Consider the following 17,865-nt stretch of genomic DNA (forward strand, 5'->3'; position numbering starts at 1 on the left):
TCTCAAGTAGTGCGGCGCCGATCACAGACTTTTTTGCACCGGGGAGCACCATCCATGGCACACCGATACGCCGCACAGCCCTTGCTGGCACTGGCCATTTCCATGGCCTGCGGCACTGCGCCGCTGTATTTGCAGGCCGCCGAGACCACCCAGACCCAGACCTATCGTTTTGATATTCCGGGGCAAAGCCTGGACGGTGCGCTGGCGGCGTTTTCAGCAGTGACACGGGTGCAGGTGTTGGTATCGGGGGAGTTGACCCAGGGGGTGGTGTCACCGGGCGTGAAGGGCAGCCTGGGGCAACGTGAAGCCTTGGGCCAACTGCTGGGCGGCACGGGGTTGAGTGCAGCGTTTATCAATGCCGACACCGTTACCCTGGAAAAACGTGTAGACACAGGCGGCGCCCTTGAAGTCGGTGCCACCACCATCAGCGCTGAGCACCTGGGGACGACCACCGAAGGCAGCGGTTCCTACACCACTGGTGCGGTGACCATCGGCAAGGGTACGCAAAAGCTCAAGGACATCCCGCAGTCCGTCAGTGTGCTGACCCGCAAAGCCATGGATGACCAGAACATCTCCACCCTGACTCAAGCGATTGAAGCTGTGCCGGGCATGGCGTCGGTCAAGTCGCCGGGCCCTGGGATGTTTATGTTTGCGCGCGGCTTTGAGATTGAATCGCTGCAATACGACGGTGTGCCAGTCCCCCGCAACGTGTATGCGCTGGGCAGCTACATCACCGAGAACATGGTGATCTACGACCGCATGGAAGTCCTGCGCGGCGCCGCCGGCCTGTTGCAAGGCGCCAACAGCCCAGGTGGTGCCGTGAACCTGGTGCGCAAACGCCCACAGGCCGTGCCTACGGTGACCTTGAGTGCCAAGGCTGGCAGTTGGGACCGTTATGCCTCCCAGGCGGATGTCGGCGGCCCATTGAACGAGGCCGGGACGATCCGTGGTCGGGCAGTGGTCAACTATGAGAAAGGCCACTCCTTCACCGACTACGTGTGGAACTGGGAACAGACCGTCTACGGCGCGCTGGACTTTGACTTGGACGATGACACGACCCTGGGCGTCGGATTCAGCAACAAGAAGAGCCATGGGCGGCCGTACTTGATTGCCTTGCCGCGTCACACCGATGGGAGCGCGCTGGATGTATCGCGTTCGACCTATACCGGTGCGAGCTGGAACCGTTCGTTCAATGATCAGACGGCGGTGTATCTGGACCTTGAGCATCGCTTTAACGATCAGTGGAAGTTCAAGGCCTCGGCGCTGGCAATGAATGAATCCAACGAGGCGACATACCAATTCATTGTCGGTGCGGTGCCGGTGGGAAGTACCCAAAGCGGCAGGTACGCCGACTATTCCACGGACTTCTACGGCAAGAACCGTGGTATCGATGCCTACGTCAGCGGCGACTTTGAAGCCCTGTCGTTCAAGCAGAGCCTGGTAGTGGGCGCCAACTATTCCAAGTACAACACTGATGATGGTTATGCCCGTGCATTCACGCCAGGAGCGGACATCGGTGCCATCGACCATCACCGCCCTCAGCCGACTTATAACAGCATTGCCGACCGCGCCAACCTGGCCTTGAGTACCTACGACATCACTCAAAAAGGACTTTACGGCACCTGGCGGGTCAACCTGACGGAGCCCCTGACCTTGATCCTCGGCGCCCGCACCAGTTGGTATGACTTTGCCTTCGATCAGGACAACTACTACGCCCGTCAGTACGAAGAGGGCGGTGAGAAAAACTCGGTCAAGAGCAATGGCAAGGTCACTCCCTTTGCGGGCTTGGTGTATGCGCTGGACGACCAATGGTCGGTGTATGGCAGCTACGCCGAGGTGTTTATCCCGCAGACCCAACTGACCCAGCAAAAGACGGGATTGCCGCCCATCGAGGGACGCAACTACGAGGTGGGTATCAAGGGTGAGTTGATGGATGGACGCCTCAATACATCCCTTGCGATGTTCCGCTATATCCACGAAAACCGTGCCGTTACCGACTTCAGCACCGATATTGATGGCCCAAACGCCTGCAGTGGCTGGTACTGCTCCACCGCCTCGGGCAAGGTGCGCAGCCAAGGGCTTGAGGCGGAGGTCAGCGGCCAATTGGCGCCAGGTTTGCAGGTCAGCAGCAGTTATACCTACAACACAACGGTGTTTTTGAAAGACACCGAACTCAAAGGCAAGGTCTTCAGTACGGCGGTGCCCAAGCACATGCTGCGGATTTGGGGCGATTACAAACTGCCGGGGGACTTAAGCCGCGTCAGCCTGGGTGCAGGGGTTAATGCACAAACGGCGACCACCAGCTTTGACCGTAACTTTGGCCAGGCCGGCTTTGCGATTTTCAATTCCCGAGTCGCCTACGACGCCAGTGATGAAGTCACCCTGGCGGTGAACTTCAACAACCTCTTGGACAAGCGTTACTACATCCCGTCCTACAGCCAGTTGGTGGGCAACAACTACTTCGGCGACCCGCGAAACATGATGTTCAGTGTGACGTACAAGCCGCAGTTCTAGAACCCGGCTCCTATACAGGGCTCACTTGATTGATTTCAGATGCCAGTTCCATTGCGCAACCAACGCGTTCTCACGCAATTTGATGAACAGCCCATAGTCGCTCAGGTAGGCTGCCTGATAAGTCCAACCTTTCATCTGAACGCAGTCGAGTACCTTGGCTTGCCCCTTCAGGTCCGGGGTCAGGTTGGCAGCCGGGATTTCCCGAGCGACCTTGCAGGTCACGGTTCTTGGTTCACTGGTCTCTGGCGAAGGACTGCCATCGGGGTTGATGGATTTTGACCATGTCTGGGTGTAGCTCACCTCACTGGCGAGGGGCAAGTTACGCCAATCGCCTTGAAAGCTCAGGCCAACCAAGAGACGGGTCTTCACCTTGTCACTGCCGGTTTTGCGGTCGAGACCTTGGCTGTCCAGATCAAACAGGCCTTGGAAGGTCAGCTCCTGGTTAAAACCGAGTGCCGAGTCGCGCGTTTGTACCAGCGTCTGGCCGGATGCGTTGTCGACACTGATAAATGCCTGTTTGGTCTGGTCGCCCACTCGGGTGTTGTTGAAGAGCACGGCGTCATAGTCATACGCCAGCTCGCTCAGGGTGCGGGTTGGCGCAGGCAGGCCGAGCGCTCGGATGGCCGCCAGCACGGCCGGGTTGGCATTGGTTGCGCTGGCAACGGGTGGCAATGGCTGGCGCGCCTTGAAAGCGGGTAAATGGGCCAGCTCCACCGGCGCCTGGCATAGAGCCTTGAAGAGCTGGGCATGTTCGCCGGAAGCTTGATCCAAGGCTTGCGGCTTGAATTGTCGACGGATTTCGCCGTTGATCATCTGGCGCGTTTCATCAAGGTTGAACTGGCTCATCAACGTAATGGTGCGTTGTGTGCAATCCAGCCTCAGCCGCTCCTGCCGTTGAGTGAACAACGATGCATTCTTGGCGACCTGATAGTGCAGGTAATCCTGGGCGGCCCAGACGGATATCTGACTGCCTTGGCGCTGCACGCTGTTACGGTCGATCAGCAGCCAACTCTGATCGACAGAGGCTTGCAGCACCCGCCAGTCGGGGACGGGGCGTGCCTTGCATACGCTCTGCAATTGAGCGCTTTGCTGCAGTTGGTGGGCCTGTACCGTCGGCAGGTCGACGCCTGTTGCCGGTGAGGGAGTAAATGCCCGCAGGCCCGAGCGCGTGGGGTAGAACATCCTTCCAGGGCCTTGTGTGCAATAGGCGTCGAACTGCACAGAGATCGGGTTTTGCTGCAAATCGACGGAGTACGCGACTCTGTCGCCGTTGCGCAGGATGGTGTAGTCGAGCGCCGGCAGTGTCATGGCTTCGTTGAAGAGTGCCAGGCCTGGGTCCACCTGAGGCTTTTGCAGCGAGCTGCAACCGGCCAACGCCAATAGGGAAAGCGCCCATGCAGCCGGGTGTAGAGCGGTAGAGCGGGCATCCATGCGGGTAAGTTCCTTGAGAAATAGTTGCGCCTGTTATCGGCTGGCGTATGAAAAACTACAGCGTCAGAACGCCAGGCAAAAAAATGCCCCGCACTTGGCGGGGCATTTTTATGAGCGCAGCTTACAGACCGTCAAGCATCGCCTTGTTGCGCACAGCACCCTTGTCGGCACTGGTGGCCAGCAGGGCATAAGCCTTCAACGCGGTCGTCACTTTGCGCGGACGCTTCTCCACTGGCTTCCAGCCTTTCTTGTCCTGCTCGACCCGGCGTGCCGCCAGTTCTTCATCGCTGATCAACAGGTTGATCGAACGGTTCGGAATGTCGATCAGCACCTTGTCGCCATCCTGCACCAGGCCAATCGCGCCGCCGGCAGCGGCTTCTGGCGAAGCGTGGCCGATGGACAGGCCCGAGGTGCCGCCGGAGAAACGGCCGTCGGTCAGCAAGGCACAGGCTTTGCCCAGGCCTTTGGATTTCAGGTAGGACGTCGGGTACAGCATCTCCTGCATACCTGGGCCGCCTTTCGGGCCTTCGTAGCGGATGATCACGATGTCGCCTTCTTTCACTTCGTCGGCGAGGATGCCGCGAACCGAGCTGTCCTGGCTTTCGTAGATCTTGGCGCGACCTTCGAAGACGTGGATGGACTCATCCACACCGGCGGTTTTCACCACGCAGCCGTCGAGGGCGATGTTGCCGTACAGCACGGCCAGGCCGCCTTCTTGGGAGTAGGCGTGCTCGACACTGCGGATGCAGCCGTTTTCACGGTCGTCGTCCAGGGTGTCCCAACGGGTCGACTGGCTGAACGCGGTTTGCGTCGGGATACCGGCCGGGCCTGCCTTGAAGAAGGTGTGCACGGCTTCGTCGTCCGTCTGGGTGATGTCCCACTTGGCGATGCCTTCGGCGATGGATTTGCTGTGCACGGTCGGCAGGTCGGTGTGCAGCAGGCCGCCACGGGCCAGCGAGCCGAGGATCGAGAAGATCCCGCCGGCGCGGTGCACGTCTTCCATGTGGTACTTCTGGATGTTCGGCGCGACTTTGCACAGCTGCGGCACGTGGCGGGACAGACGGTCGATGTCGCGTAGGTCGAAATCGATCTCGGCTTCCTGGGCCGCGGCCAGCAAGTGCAGGATGGTGTTGGTGGAACCGCCCATGGCGATGTCCAGGGTCATGGCGTTTTCGAACGCCTTGAAGTTGGCGATGTTGCGCGGCAACACCGACTCATCGTTGTCGTGGTAGTAGCGCTTGCACAGCTCGACGATGGTACGGCCGGCCTGCAGGAACAGTTGTTCACGGTCGCTGTGGGTGGCGAGGGTGGAACCGTTGCCCGGCAAGGCCAGGCCCAGGGCTTCCACCAGGCAGTTCATCGAGTTGGCGGTGAACATGCCGGAGCACGAACCACAGGTTGGGCAGGCGCTGCGCTCGTATTCCGCGACCTTCTCGTCAGAAGCGCTGGAATCGGCGGCGATGACCATGGCGTCGACCAGGTCCAGGCCGTGGGAGGCGAGCTTGGTCTTGCCGGCTTCCATCGGGCCGCCGGACACGAAGATCACCGGGATGTTCAGGCGCAGGGACGCCATCAGCATGCCAGGCGTGATCTTGTCGCAGTTGGAGATGCAGACGATGGCGTCGGCGCAGTGGGCGTTGACCATGTATTCCACGGAGTCGGCGATGATCTCGCGGCTCGGCAGGGAATACAGCATGCCGTCATGGCCCATGGCGATGCCGTCATCCACGGCGATGGTGTTGAATTCCTTGGCGACACCGCCGGCGCGTTCGATCTCGCGGGCGACCAGTTGGCCCAGGTCCTTGAGGTGGACGTGGCCCGGTACGAATTGGGTGAACGAGTTGGCAATCGCGATGATCGGCTTCTTGAAGTCGTCATCTTTCATCCCCGTGGCACGCCACAGTGCGCGCGCGCCGGCCATGTTGCGGCCGTGGGTGGATGTTTTCGAGCGGTAATCAGGCATTGGAGCACTCCGGGCGGCTAATCGGTATCAAAGGGGAGTGAGCTTCTAATTGACGTCAGGAACACCCGAAAAATGGCCGTGTGTCCGGAAGTTGCCACTCGCGTCGCGGGATCGCCGCTTGCTTGGGCCTCGAGCTCATAAACCCGCCGGGGGATGACTGGCGATGAATAAGGCCGATTCTACACCGCTGGCGGCTGGAGGGAATGGCCGAAACCGTGAAGATAGCGGCTACGGGACGTGCGGGTGGCGCCGCGCCCATGCGTTCAAGACCAGGGCGACGATGCTCAGGATCAGAAAGCACAGACCCAGCGCAGTGCTCAGGTGGTGGGTAAAGGTGCTGATGAAGGCACTGATAAGGCCACCGGCAATGAACAGCACCGCTGCAACGGCTGATGCCGCCGTACCTGCATTGTCTGGAAACAAGCTCATGGCCTTAGAGTTAGAGATGGGCCGGGTGATGGTGGTGCCCGCCGTGCAGAGCAGCATGGGCACCAGCACGGTCGGTATTGATAAGCCGAACTGATAGGCCAGGAACAACATGACCCCGCCAGAGATTGCGATCAGCACCAGCCCGATGGCCATCTGGGCCGCAGCCGGTAGCCGTTTGTGCAGGAAACCTGCACAGATTCCGCCCATTACGTAAGCGGCGCCGTAGAGGAGCAAGGTCAGGGAGTACTCATGGGGCGACAGCTGCAATTGGTCCATGAAAATCAGCGGTGACACCACGATGAACGAGAAATGGCAGGCAAACGTAATGGCCGAGATCGTGGCATAGCTGGCGAAGTGGCGGTTGGCGAAGACCTTGGCGTAGGCCTTGAGCAGGCTCTGGTGGCTCGGTGCTGCTTGAGGCAAGCCGCCGTGGAGCAGCCGATGCGCCATGATCAAGGTTGCGGCACACAGCGCGATAAACACATAGAAGCTGGCTTGCCATCCCCAGTGCAGTTGCAGCCACGCGCCCAGCAGCGGGGAAATCGATATGAAGATGCCTCCGGCCGTGACCATTGCGATCCGCAACCGCTCCTGTTCTCTGCCGAAGAACAGGTCTTGCACCAGTGCTTGGGACAATATGAAACCGCCGCAGCCCATGGCCTGGATAACACGGAAGAACAGAAATTGCGGTGTGTTGCTGGCCGCCAGGCACCCGGCCGCGCCAATGATAGCAACGGCCATGCTGGTCAATAGCAGCTTCTTGCGGCCGATCCGGTCGGACAGCGGGCCGATCAACAGCATGGAGCAGGAAAAGCCAATGGCGAACAGGCTGACTGAGCGGGCGATCTGGGTGGTCGAGGTGGAGAAGTGTTCCGCCAGGGCGGGAAAGGAAGGCAGCACGACGTCAAGCGGGAAGACGCCCAGCAGGGTCATGGTCATCAGCCAGAAAACAATGAAGGGTTTTTCAGCGTGCGTGATTGCCGTCGACATGGGCGGGCCTCGATTCCGTGAGGCGGTCGAGGATCAAGTTTATGTAAGGGAAAGTCAAAGACTGGAGCGGTACGAACTTTCATAAAAGCCTGTAGGAGCCCTAAAGCGCCTACAGGCCAACGGCATCAGCTATTCGGCAGCAACCGGCACGTAATGCTCTTGATGTAACGCGTCTCGTCGATCGCGGGGTGAACCGGATGATCGGGACCCTGGCCACCGCGCTCCAGCATCTGGATATTGCGGTCGAGGTGACGGGCGCTGGTCAGCAGGATGTTTTGCAGGCTGTCTTCCGGCAAGTGCATGGAGCACGATGCGCTGACCAGGATGCCGTCCTTGCTGAGCAGGCGCATGGCTTGCTCGTTCAGGCGGCGGTAGGCGCCTTCGCCGTTCTTCATGTCTTTTTTGCGCTTGATGAAGGCCGGTGGGTCGGCAACGATCACGTCGAAGCGCTCTTCGCTGGCTTTCAGTTCTTTCAAGGCTTCGAACACGTCGCCTTCGATGCAGGTCATCTTCTCGGCAAAGCCGTTCAGCGCGGCGTTGCGCTCCACGCCGTCGAGGGCGAAGGCGGAGGCGTCGACGCAGAACACTTCACTGGCGCCGAAGGCCGCAGCTTGCACGCCCCAGCCGCCGATGTAGCTGTACAGGTCGAGTACGCGCTTGCCTTTGGCATACGGGGCCAGGCGTGCGCGGTTCATGCGGTGGTCGTAGAACCAGCCGGTCTTCTGGCCCTGGATCACCGGGGCTTCGAATTTCACACCGTTTTCTTCCAGCGCAACCCACTCCGGCACCAGGCCGAACACGGTTTCGACGTAGCGGTTGAGCCCTTCTGCGTCGCGCGCGGCGGAGTCGTTCTTGAACAGAATGCCGCTCGGCTTGAGCACTTGGGTCAGCGCGGCGATCACGTCTTCTTTATGGGCTTCCATGGTCGCCGAAGCGATCTGTACCACGAGGATGTCGCCGAAACGGTCGACCACCAGGCCTGGCAACAGGTCGGAATCGCCGTAGACCAGGCGGTAGAACGGCTTGTCGAACAGGCGATCACGCAGGGACAGGGCGACGTTCAGGCGGTGCACCAGCAGCGACTTGTCCAACGGCAGCTTGATGTCGCGCGACAGCAGGCGGGCGCAGATCAGGTTGTTCGGGCTCATGGCCACGATGCCCAGGGTCTTGCCGCCGGCCGCTTCCAGGATAGCCTGGTCGCCTGCCTGGAAGCCGTGGAGTGGGGTGGCGGCCACGTCGATTTCGTTGCTGTAGACCCACAGGTGGCCGTTGCGCAAACGACGATCGGCGTTGGCTTTGAGACGCAGGCTTGGCAGGGACATGACGTCGCTCCGGAAAAAAGAGCGGGAGTATACCCTGTTGTGTAGGAAATGGCCGGGTAGCCGGATGTGCGGGAAGGTGTCGGCATACGGCGGATAAGGGTTAGAATCCTCGCCTAGCCCAGAGTGTGTACTTATGTCCCAAGAGCTTTCCGCCGAACAGATTCAACAGGCCCTGCAAGGCATCAGCGTGCCGCCCCAACCGCAAATCATGGTGGATTTGCAGATGGAGCAGTACATGCCCGATCCGGACCTGGAAGTGATCGCCCGGCTGATCGCCCAGGACCCAGGCTTATCCGGCGCGTTGCTGAAGATCGTCAACTCGTCGTATTTCGGCCTGAGCAACAAGATCGCCTCGATCCAGCGCGCGGTGAACCTGCTGGGCAGCCGTTCGATCATCAACCTGATCAACGCGCTGTCGATCAAGGGCGAAATGAGCGACGACACCATCGTCACCCTCAACCGCTTCTGGGATACCGCCCAGGATGTGGCGATGACCTGCCTGACCCTGGCCAAGCGCACCGGCGCCCAGGCGGTGGACGAGGCTTATGCCCTGGGCCTGTTCCACGATTGCGGCGTGCCGCTGATGCTCAAGCGTTTCCCCAACTACATGTCGGTACTGGAGCAAGCGTATGCCAATGCCGGCCCCGACTGCCGCGTGGTCGACACCGAGAACAACGCGTTCAACACCAACCACGCCGTGGTCGGTTACTACACCGCCAAGTCCTGGCGCTTGCCGGAGCACGTGACCGACGCCATCGCCAACCACCACAACGCCTTGGCGGTGTTCAGCGATGAGTCGTCGCGCAATTCACAGCTGAAAAACCTGCTGGCGATCCTGAAGATGGCCGAGCACATCTGCTCGTCCTATCGCGTGCTGGGCAACCAGGCGGTGGACCATGAGTGGAATGCCATCGGCCATCTGGTGCTGGACTACGTGGGCCTGTCGGACTACGACTTCGAAAGCATGAAGTTGTCGATCCGCGAGCTGGGCGCCCACTGACCCTTTCTTCAAGAGGTACACATGCCCGAGTTACCCGAAGTCGAAACCACCCGACGCGGCATCGCGCCACACCTGGAAGGCCAGCGGGTCAGCCGCGTAGTCGTGCGTGAACGGCGCCTGCGCTGGCCGATCCCGGAAGACCTCGATGTGCGCCTGTCCGGGCAGCGCATCGTGCTGGTGGAGCGGCGGGCCAAGTACCTGCTGATCAATGCCGAAGTGGGCACTTTGATCAGCCACTTGGGCATGTCAGGCAACCTGCGCCTGGTGGAAGTCGGCATGCCGGCGGCCAAGCATGAGCATGTGGACATCGAGTTGGAGTCGGGGCTGGCGCTGCGTTACACCGACCCTCGGCGTTTCGGCGCGATGCTCTGGAGCCAGGACCCGCACAACCACGAGCTGCTGATCCGCCTGGGGCCGGAGCCGTTGACGGATCTGTTTGATGGCGAGCGGTTGTTCCAATTGTCCCGTGGCCGTTCGATGGCGGTGAAGCCGTTCATCATGGACAACGCGGTGGTGGTGGGCGTGGGCAATATCTACGCGACCGAAGCGCTGTTTGCGGCGGGGATCGACCCGCGTCGTGAGGCGGGCGGCATTTCGCGGGCGCGTTACTTGAAGCTGGCAATCGAGATCAAGCGCGTGCTGGCGGCTGCCATCGAGCGCGGCGGCACCACGCTGCGCGACTTTATCGGCGGCGACGGGCAGCCGGGGTATTTCCAGCAGGAACTGTTTGTCTATGGCCGGGGAGGCGAGGCGTGCAAGGTCTGCGGGAGCGAGTTGCGCAATGTGGTGCTGGGGCAACGCGCGAGCGTGTTTTGCCCCAAGTGCCAGTCTTAGGCTTTACCGGTAATCAACCGGTACTTGGCCATCAACTGTTCTTCCGTCTCCGGATGGGCTTCATCCAGCGGGATGCAATCCACCGGGCACACTTGCTGGCACTGAGGCTCGTCGTAGTGGCCGACACACTGGGTGCACAGGTTGGGGTCGATCACGTAGATCTCTTCGCCCTGGGAAATCGCAGCGTTCGGGCACTCGGGTTCGCAGACGTCGCAGTTGATGCAATCGTCGGTGATGATCAGGGACATGGAAACTCCTGCCAGGGCCGTCAGCCAAGGCATCTGAAAACTAATGCGCGCAATTGTGCCGCATTGGCGCCCGCAGTGCGAGCAGGCGCCGATTGAACGGTGTTACTTCTTGAAGCGCAGCGTTAGCGCATCTGCTACAGCCGGGTGCACGAACTTGGTGATATCCCCGCCCAAAGCGGCGATTTCACGGACCAACGTCGAGGAAATGAACGAATAACGTTCCGACGGCGTGAGGAACAGGCTTTCCACGTCCGGCGCCAACTGACGGTTCATGTTGGCCAGCTGGAATTCGTATTCGAAGTCCGACACCGCACGCAGGCCGCGCAGGAACACATTGGCGTTCTGCTCTTTGGCGAAATGCGCCAGCAGCGTCGAAAAGCCTACCACTTCCACGTTGGGCAGGTGCTTGGTGACCTCACGCGCCAGTTCCACGCGCTGTTCCAAGGGAAACAGCGGGTTTTTCTTGGGGCTGGCTGCGACCGCGATGATCACATGGTCGAACAAGCGTGAGGCACGTTCGACCAGATCGCCATGGCCTTTGGTAATCGGGTCGAAGGTTCCTGGGTACAACACTCGGTTCATCGCGTCGTCCTGGCGGAGTCCGTTGGGGAACCGGATGGTATCGCAGCCATCCCGGTCGGCCAAGTCAACTTGTGCAGAAGAAAGCACTATAGACAGCACGAATACCGTGTTTTTTCACGCTGTTTTCAGACGTTCGGCCAATGCTGTCGCCAGTTGGGCGGTCAAACCGTACACCGATAATTGTGGATTGGCCCCAATGCTGGTGGGGAATAAAGACCCATCGTGGATCGACAGGTTGCGCAGTTGGTGGTGGCGACCAAGGCTGTCGGCCACTGCGTTTTTCGGGTCTTCACCCATGGCACAACCGCCCATCACATGGGCACTGCCCAGGCAGGTGCGGTGCAGTTCCAGGTTGAGGCCTTCAATCAGCGTGCGGGCTTCGCCCACGGTTTTTACGTAGCGCGCATCGTGATGCAGCGGCTTGACCGACTTGGCGCCCGCGGCGAACTGGATCTCGGCCATGCTGTGGAACGCACGGCGCAAGCCGTCCCAGGCGTAATCCGAGACCTGGTAGTCGAGCACCGGCGTGCCGTCGCCGCGCAGTTCCACGCTGCCGCCGGGGCTGTCGGGGTGGAAACCATCGCGCAGCAGCGCCAGCATCGCGTGGGTATTGGGCAATTGGCTCATGTCCAGGGCGTTCTGGGGGCCATAGCCACCAAGCAACGTACTGGCCAGTGCAGGATGTAAGGGCGGTGCCTCCAGCTTGTAAGACATTTTGCCAGTGGTGCCATCCTGCCACTGGAAATGGTCGGAATAGATTGACTGCGGCGCGCCGTAGAACGGGTTGATCACCTCGTCGAACAACCCAGCGGAGAAATTCACCAGGTGCAGGAAGGTGCGTTTGCCGAGGCGCTTGTGCGGGTCGGGCGCATCCGAGCGCATCAACAACGCCGGGCTGTTGATGCCGCCGCCGGAGAGCACATAGTGCTTGGCTTTCACGGTGATTTTGCGGCCAGTCGGCGTCACGCACAGGTTATCCATGGCCACGCATTCCAGGCTGCTGATCGTGTCGCCGCTGTAGATCAGGCGTTCGGCGCGGGCCAGGTAGAGCAGTTCGCCGCCCTTTTCCAGGGTGGACGGAATCGTGGTTACCAACATCGACTGCTTGGCATTCACCGGGCAGCCCATGCCGCAATACCCCAGGTTGAAGCAGCCGCGCACATTGCGCGGGATCACGTGCCAGCTGTAGCCGAGCCTCTCGCAGCCTTTGCGGATCACATCGTTGTTGGGATTAGGCGGCAGGGCCCAGGGCGCGATGCCCAGGCGCTGCTCCATTTTTTCAAACCACGGTGCCATTTCGGCGCTGCTATGTCCCTTCACCGCATATTCGCTGGCCCAGTGGCTCAGGGTGGCGTCCGGGGTACGGAAGCTCGACGTCCAGTTGATCAGCGTCGTGCCGCCCACTGCACGGCCCTGAAGGATGGTGATCGCGCCATCCTTGCTCATGCGGCCGATGCCCTCCTGATACAGGCTGGTGTAGGCCTCGTCTTCCAGCAACTTGAAATCGCTGCTGGTCTTGAGCGGACCCTCTTCGATCAGCAGCACCTTGTAGCCGGCGGCGCTGAGGATTTCGGCGGTGGTGCCGCCACCGGCGCCGCTGCCGATGATCGCCACATCGGCTTCCAGCGTCAGGTCGTTGTCGAGGGCGGCGCCATTGTGGGTTTTCCAGCCACGGGCCATGCCGTCGCGGAAGGGATCGGGTACGGGCATCAGGGTCGTCTCTAGTTTTTATTGTGGGGGGAGGCGATTCAAATTTTCGGCGGGCCGGGGTAACCGCAATGGGCCCAGGACGCCGGCTGGAAGTACCAGGCCATGATCACCAGCTTAAGCAGCGAGCCCTGGCCCATGCGCAGCAGGTTGAGGTAGCTGTTTTCCCAGCGGTGCAGGAAGTTGCGGATCTGCTCGCTGCTGGCGTTTTCCCAGCTGCCCCAGATCCCGGTCAGCGGGCCACGGGTGATGGCCATGCCCAACACGTCGAACAGTTGCTGGGTGAGCTTGAACATCTCCGGCGACAGGCGTTGCAGGCTGAAGTCGAGTTTCTTGAGAGTGTCTTCAATGCCGCTGGCAACGGCCTGGGCACTGGCCACACCTTCCAGCAGCACCGGGATCACCGCGCGCAGGAACGGCAGGTCACTGCTACGCAACATCACGAAACCGCTGGCCGGCGTGCTGCTGGAGCAACCGCTGAGGCTGGCGCCCAGCCCGGCGGTGGCCAGGAAGGCGCTGGCGCACAGGCCGATTTTCAGGACGCCGCGCCGCGACAGCGCGGGTGTTTCAGTCAGGCTAGGGTTCATTGTTATTGTTATCCCGTGGGTGGCGGTTTCAGCGGACGAACAGCTTCTGGATCAACTTCTGAATCGATTTGCCGTAGGGCGGATAGATCAACTTCGCCGCGTTCAGGCGCTGTTTCACCAGCACGCCTTTGGCTTTGCTGAAGGTAAGGAAGCCTTCGTGGCCGTGGTAATGGCCCATGCCCGACGGGCCGATGCCGCCGAACGGCATATCGTCCTGGGCCACATGCAGCAAGGTGTCGTTCAGGCAGACGCCGCCGGAATGGGTTTCGTGGAGCACACGATCCTGCTCGCCCTTGTTGTAGCCGAAGTAATACAGGGCCAGTGGGCGAGGTCGTTGGTTGATGTAGGCGAAGGCCTGGTCGATGCCGCGATAGGGCACGATCGGCAGCACCGGGCCGAAGATTTCGTCCTGCATCACGGTCATGTCATCGCTGACATTCAACAACAGGCTGTGGGCCATGCGCCGCGCCTGGCCTTGGTCGTACAGCGGAATCAAGGTGGCGCCTTTGTCGGTCGCGTCCTTGACGTAGGCGTTGAGCCGGGCCAGTTGTCGTTCGTTGATGATGGCCGTGTAGTCCGGGTTGTCGACCAGGGTCGGATAGAACCCGCGAACGGCCTGGGTGTAGGCCTCGACGAAACCCTCGACGCGATCTTCTGGCACCAACACGTAGTCCGGTGCTACGCAGGTTTGCCCCGCGTTCAGCGCTTTGCCGAAGGCGATGCGTTCGGCGGCGTCCTTGAGCGGTACATCGGCGGACACGATGGCGGGCGACTTGCCACCCAATTCCAGGGTCACCGGCGTGAGGTGTTCGGCGGCTGCACGCATTACATGCTTGCCAATGCTGGTGGCGCCGGTAAACAGCAGGTGGTCGAAGGGCAGCTTGGAGAACGCCATGCCGACTTCGGCTTCACCCAGCACCACGCACACCAGGTCCTCGGGGAAGATCTTCGCCAGCAGCGACTTGAGCAACTCGCCGGTAGCGGGTGTCGACTCGCTGAGCTTGAGCATCACCCGGTTGCCCGCCGCCAGTGCACCGACCAACGGGCCGATGGCCAGGTACAACGGGTAGTTCCAGGGCACGATCACGCCGACCACGCCCAGGGGTTGATAGATGACTTTGGCTGACGCGGGCTGGAAGGCAATGCCTACGGCGCGACGGGAAGGTTTCATCCAGCCCTTGAGGTGTTTGCTGGCGTAATGGATGCCATGCAGGCTGGGCATCAGTTCGGCGAACAGGGTTTCGTCCGCACTGCGGTGGCTGAAGTCCTGGCTGATAGCGTTGATCAGCGCCTGGCGCTCGTCGCTGAGCAGGTCGCGCAGGGCCTTGAGCCATTGCTGGCGTTGTGCGGCCGGCGGCATCGGGTTGGCGGCGTAGGCACGGCGCTGGGTGTCGAACAGCTCTTGGAGCTGGTCCAGCACCTGGGAATCTTGCAGATAGGCAACGTTGGCAGACATGGCGGCGTTCCCGATTGTTATAGGTCTGCCTGGATTTTTAGAGTCATTGCTCTAAATTGTCAAATATCATTACGCAGATGCGGATTTATCCTCGCAAGATTAGGCCGTAAGATGCTCCATCACGTGTACAGAAGCTGATCCCCTATGGCACCACGAGTAAAGACCAGCGAGCGCATTGTGCAAACTAGCCTGGAGCTTTTTAACCAGCAGGGCGAACGCAGTGTGAGCACCAACCACATCGCCGCCCATATGGAAATTTCGCCGGGCAACCTGTACTACCACTTCCCCAACAAGCAGGCGATCATCGCCGTGCTGTTTCGCGAATATGAAGCGCTGGTGGACAGTTTCCTGCGCCCGCCCCAAGGCCGTGCCGTCACCGTCGAAGACAAGCGTTTTTACCTGCAGGCCGTGTTGGCCGGCATGTGGCGCTACCGTTTCCTGCACCGTGACCTCGAACACCTGCTGGAAAGCGACCCGGAATTGGCCACCGGCTATCGGCGCTTTTCCCAGCGCTGCCTGACCCAGGGCGGGGCTATTTACCAAGGGTTTGTCGATGCCGGCATCCTCAACATGGACCCGGTGCAAACCGAAGCCCTGACCCTCAACGCCTGGATCATCCTCACCTCCTGGGTGCGTTTCTTGTGCACCACCAATGAAAACTCTGCCCATTTGAGCGCCGAGGCGATCAAGCGTGGGGTGTATCAGGTGCTGGTGCTGGAGGCCGGGTTTGTCACCCCTCAAGCCAAAGACGCCGTGGATGCATTGTTCAAAGAGTTTTACGTGCCGTTGAATCAGGCATTGGAAGAAGTGAAGTAGGACCTTTCCCGAATCTGTTCACTAGGAGTCCGTCATGCCGCTTGCCCAACTGATCAGCCCCCAGCAACTGGCCGAGCGCCAGAAGGCCGGCGGGGTGGTGATCCTGGATTGCCGTTTTGCCTTGGAAGACCCGGACTACGGGCGTTGCAGCTATGCCGAAGGGCATATCGAAGGCGCGCAATACGCCGACTTGGAGCGACACCTCAGTGGCCCGGTGACCAAGGGCGTCACCGGTCGTCACCCATTGCCAGCGGCGGACACCTTGATTCAACAATTGCGGGCGTGGGGCATCAGCGCAGATACCGAAATCGTGCTGTACGACGACGGCCCCGGCGCCTATGCCGCGCGTGCTTGGTGGCTGCTGGCCTGGCTGGGCAAGCGCGATGGCGTGTTTATCCTGGATGGCGGCCTCAAGGTCTGGCACGCCGCAGGTTTCCCGCTGAGCCTGGACGCGCCGCTGGTTGAGCCTGGGACGTTCGCCGGTACGCCGGACAACCGCTTGTTGCTGGACGCCGAACACCTGCAAAAACGCCTGGGCCAGCCGGGATTGACGCTGATCGATGCCCGCGCTCAACCACGCTTTCGTGGCGAAGTGGAGCCGATTGACCCGATCGCCGGGCACATCCCAGGCGCGCAATGTGCGGCCTTCAACGAAAACCTGGGCGCGGACGGCCGCTTCCTGCCGGCTGAACAGCTCAAGCAGCGCTTCGCCGCGCAACTGCAAGGTCGCTCGCCGGATGAACTGGTGGCGTATTGCGGTTCCGGCGTGACGGCGTGCCACAACCTGTTCGCCCTGAGTCTGGCGGGTTACCCGTTGGGCAAGTTGTATGCGGGGTCGTGGAGCGAGTGGATTACTGATCCAGCGCGGGCAATCGCTACCGGCGACTGAGCAACCAGGCGGGAATACGGCGCTCCAGGTAATAACCGGGGCGCTTGAGGGTGCCATCGACAAAGCCGACATGCCCACCCTTGGCCAGCAGCTCAAACTCCGTGCACGCCGATAATTCACTCGCCTCGGGCAGGCTATGGGCGAACACAAACGGGTCATCGGCGGCCTGGATGATCAAGGTGGGCGTGCGGATATCGCTCAGGTAATAGCGGCTCGACGCACGGCGGTAATAGTCCTCGGCACTCAGAAACCCGTGGAGCGGTGCGGTGACCCGACCGTCGAAATCCCAGAACGTACGCATCTTTTCCAGTGAGCCCAAGGCTTCCAGGGTTTTGAGCCCATCTGCCTGGCCGTCCTGCAGAAAGCGATGCTGCTTGACGCGGATATACGCCAGCATTTCACGCATGAAGTGCTTCTGATACACCCGCGAAAAGCCCAGGCCGATGCGGTCCGCACATTGGTCCAGGCGAAACGGCACCGACACCGCCGCCGCACCTTGCAGCCCCGATGCCGCGCCGGTTTCGCCCAGATGCTTGAGCAGCACATTGCCGCCCAGCGAATAACCCACGGCATACAGCGGCGCCAACGGCCGCTTGGTGCGCAGATGGGCAATCGCTGCCGCGAGGTCTTCGCTGGCACCCGAGTGATAGCTGCGCGCCAACAAGTTCGGTTCGCCCGAGCAGCCACGCCAGTTCAACGCGGCGCTGGCCCAGCCTTGCGCAGCCAGGGCTTTTTGCAGGCCGGCCACGTAAGGCGAGTTGGATGAGCCAGTCAGGCCGTGCAGCACCAGCACCAACGGCGCCTGCGCGTCGTGGGGGCCATGCCAGTCGAGGTCGAGGAAGTCGCCGTCCTCCAGCCACAGGCGTTCGCGTTGGCGGTCGATGTGGGTGGTGGGACGCCACAGCGGCCCCCACAGTGTTTGCAGGTGGGGGTTGCCGAGGCCGAAGGCGGGGGTGAAGGTATTAGCGCAAAGGTTCATGCAAATCTCTGTGGCGAGCGGGCTTGTCGAATCGTCGCACCGCCCGCGTTGGGGCGCGAAGCGGCCCTGAATCCTGGCGGTGAGGTTTAACTGACAGTGCGCAGTGTGTTTACTGGGG

General features: G+C 61.0%; 15 protein-coding genes. 5 read left to right on the forward strand and 10 right to left on the reverse strand.

Annotated elements, in window-relative coordinates:
- Window positions 1-54: 54 nt before the first annotated feature.
- The gene (locus H096_RS04595) at window positions 55-2,514 is read left to right on the forward strand and encodes a TonB-dependent siderophore receptor (protein WP_033897034.1); all 2,460 of its coding nucleotides are present in this window, start codon (window positions 55-57) and stop codon (window positions 2,512-2,514) included.
- A 21-nt stretch (window positions 2,515-2,535) separates the two neighbouring features.
- Here H096_RS04595 and H096_RS04600 read toward each other — a convergent pair whose 3' ends face one another.
- The 4 genes from H096_RS04600 to H096_RS04615 all read right to left on the reverse strand — a co-directional run bounded on the left by H096_RS04600 (window position 2,536) and on the right by H096_RS04615 (window position 8,649).
- The gene (locus H096_RS04600; RefSeq protein WP_033897035.1) at window positions 2,536-3,945 is read right to left on the reverse strand and encodes a surface-adhesin E family protein; all 1,410 of its coding nucleotides are present in this window, start codon (window positions 3,943-3,945) and stop codon (window positions 2,536-2,538) included.
- 121 nt (window positions 3,946-4,066) lie between these two features.
- Entirely contained in the window at window positions 4,067-5,908 is a 1,842-nt protein-coding gene (gene ilvD / locus H096_RS04605; protein ID WP_016976011.1) for a dihydroxy-acid dehydratase, read from the reverse strand.
- A gap of 228 nt (window positions 5,909-6,136) precedes the next feature.
- Entirely contained in the window at window positions 6,137-7,327 is a 1,191-nt protein-coding gene (locus H096_RS04610; RefSeq protein ID WP_033897036.1) for an MFS transporter, read from the reverse strand.
- Window positions 7,328-7,452: 125 nt separating this feature from the next.
- Complete coding sequence (locus H096_RS04615; RefSeq protein ID WP_033897037.1) at window positions 7,453-8,649, reverse strand: class I SAM-dependent rRNA methyltransferase; 1,197 nt, start codon at window positions 8,647-8,649, stop codon at window positions 7,453-7,455.
- A gap of 187 nt (window positions 8,650-8,836) precedes the next feature.
- On the opposite strand from H096_RS04615, the gene H096_RS04620 reads away from it, so the two are divergent.
- Complete coding sequence (locus tag H096_RS04620) at window positions 8,837-9,649, forward strand: HDOD domain-containing protein (protein WP_177002757.1); 813 nt, start codon at window positions 8,837-8,839, stop codon at window positions 9,647-9,649.
- 21 nt (window positions 9,650-9,670) lie between these two features.
- Window positions 9,671-10,483, forward strand: a complete 813-nt coding sequence (gene mutM, locus H096_RS04625; RefSeq protein ID WP_016976014.1) for a bifunctional DNA-formamidopyrimidine glycosylase/DNA-(apurinic or apyrimidinic site) lyase — start codon at window positions 9,671-9,673, stop codon at window positions 10,481-10,483.
- Here the strand turns inward: mutM and H096_RS04630 are convergent.
- The 5 genes from H096_RS04630 to H096_RS04650 form a co-directional block, all read right to left on the reverse strand.
- Entirely contained in the window at window positions 10,480-10,731 is a 252-nt protein-coding gene (locus H096_RS04630) for a YfhL family 4Fe-4S dicluster ferredoxin (protein ID WP_017139475.1), read from the reverse strand. The two genes, mutM and H096_RS04630, sit on opposite strands and share 4 nt — an antisense overlap.
- A 102-nt stretch (window positions 10,732-10,833) precedes the next feature.
- A complete protein-coding gene (gene coaD / locus H096_RS04635) occupies window positions 10,834-11,313 on the reverse strand; it encodes a pantetheine-phosphate adenylyltransferase (protein ID WP_003176711.1) in 480 nt (159 codons plus the stop codon).
- Between the two features lie 114 nt (window positions 11,314-11,427).
- On the reverse strand, window positions 11,428-13,023 hold the full coding sequence (locus H096_RS04640) for a GMC family oxidoreductase (protein ID WP_033897038.1): 1,596 nt from the start codon (window positions 13,021-13,023) through the stop codon (window positions 11,428-11,430).
- 38 nt (window positions 13,024-13,061) lie between these two features.
- Window positions 13,062-13,607, reverse strand: coding sequence for a hypothetical protein (locus tag H096_RS04645; protein WP_033897039.1), 546 nt, complete (start codon window positions 13,605-13,607; stop codon window positions 13,062-13,064).
- A gap of 28 nt (window positions 13,608-13,635) precedes the next feature.
- Window positions 13,636-15,063, reverse strand: a complete 1,428-nt coding sequence (locus H096_RS04650) for a coniferyl aldehyde dehydrogenase (protein WP_033897040.1) — start codon at window positions 15,061-15,063, stop codon at window positions 13,636-13,638.
- A 144-nt stretch (window positions 15,064-15,207) separates the two neighbouring features.
- On the opposite strand from H096_RS04650, the gene H096_RS04655 reads away from it, so the two are divergent.
- Together H096_RS04655 and H096_RS04660 are read left to right on the forward strand one after the other, a co-directional pair.
- On the forward strand, window positions 15,208-15,879 hold the full coding sequence (locus tag H096_RS04655) for a TetR/AcrR family transcriptional regulator (RefSeq protein WP_010207263.1): 672 nt from the start codon (window positions 15,208-15,210) through the stop codon (window positions 15,877-15,879).
- 34 nt (window positions 15,880-15,913) lie between these two features.
- Complete coding sequence (locus tag H096_RS04660) at window positions 15,914-16,768, forward strand: sulfurtransferase (RefSeq protein ID WP_033897042.1); 855 nt, start codon at window positions 15,914-15,916, stop codon at window positions 16,766-16,768.
- Here H096_RS04660 and H096_RS04665 read toward each other — a convergent pair.
- Window positions 16,755-17,747 (reverse strand): hydrolase, encoded by a 993-nt coding sequence (locus H096_RS04665; RefSeq protein WP_033897043.1) that lies wholly within the window; start codon window positions 17,745-17,747, stop codon window positions 16,755-16,757. The two genes, H096_RS04660 and H096_RS04665, sit on opposite strands and share 14 nt — an antisense overlap.
- Between the last annotated feature and the right edge of the window lie 118 nt (window positions 17,748-17,865).

It is taken from the genome of Pseudomonas sp. FH1, from assembly GCF_000510895.2.
Classification (GTDB): Bacteria; Pseudomonadota; Gammaproteobacteria; order Pseudomonadales; family Pseudomonadaceae; genus Aquipseudomonas; species Aquipseudomonas azotoformans_A.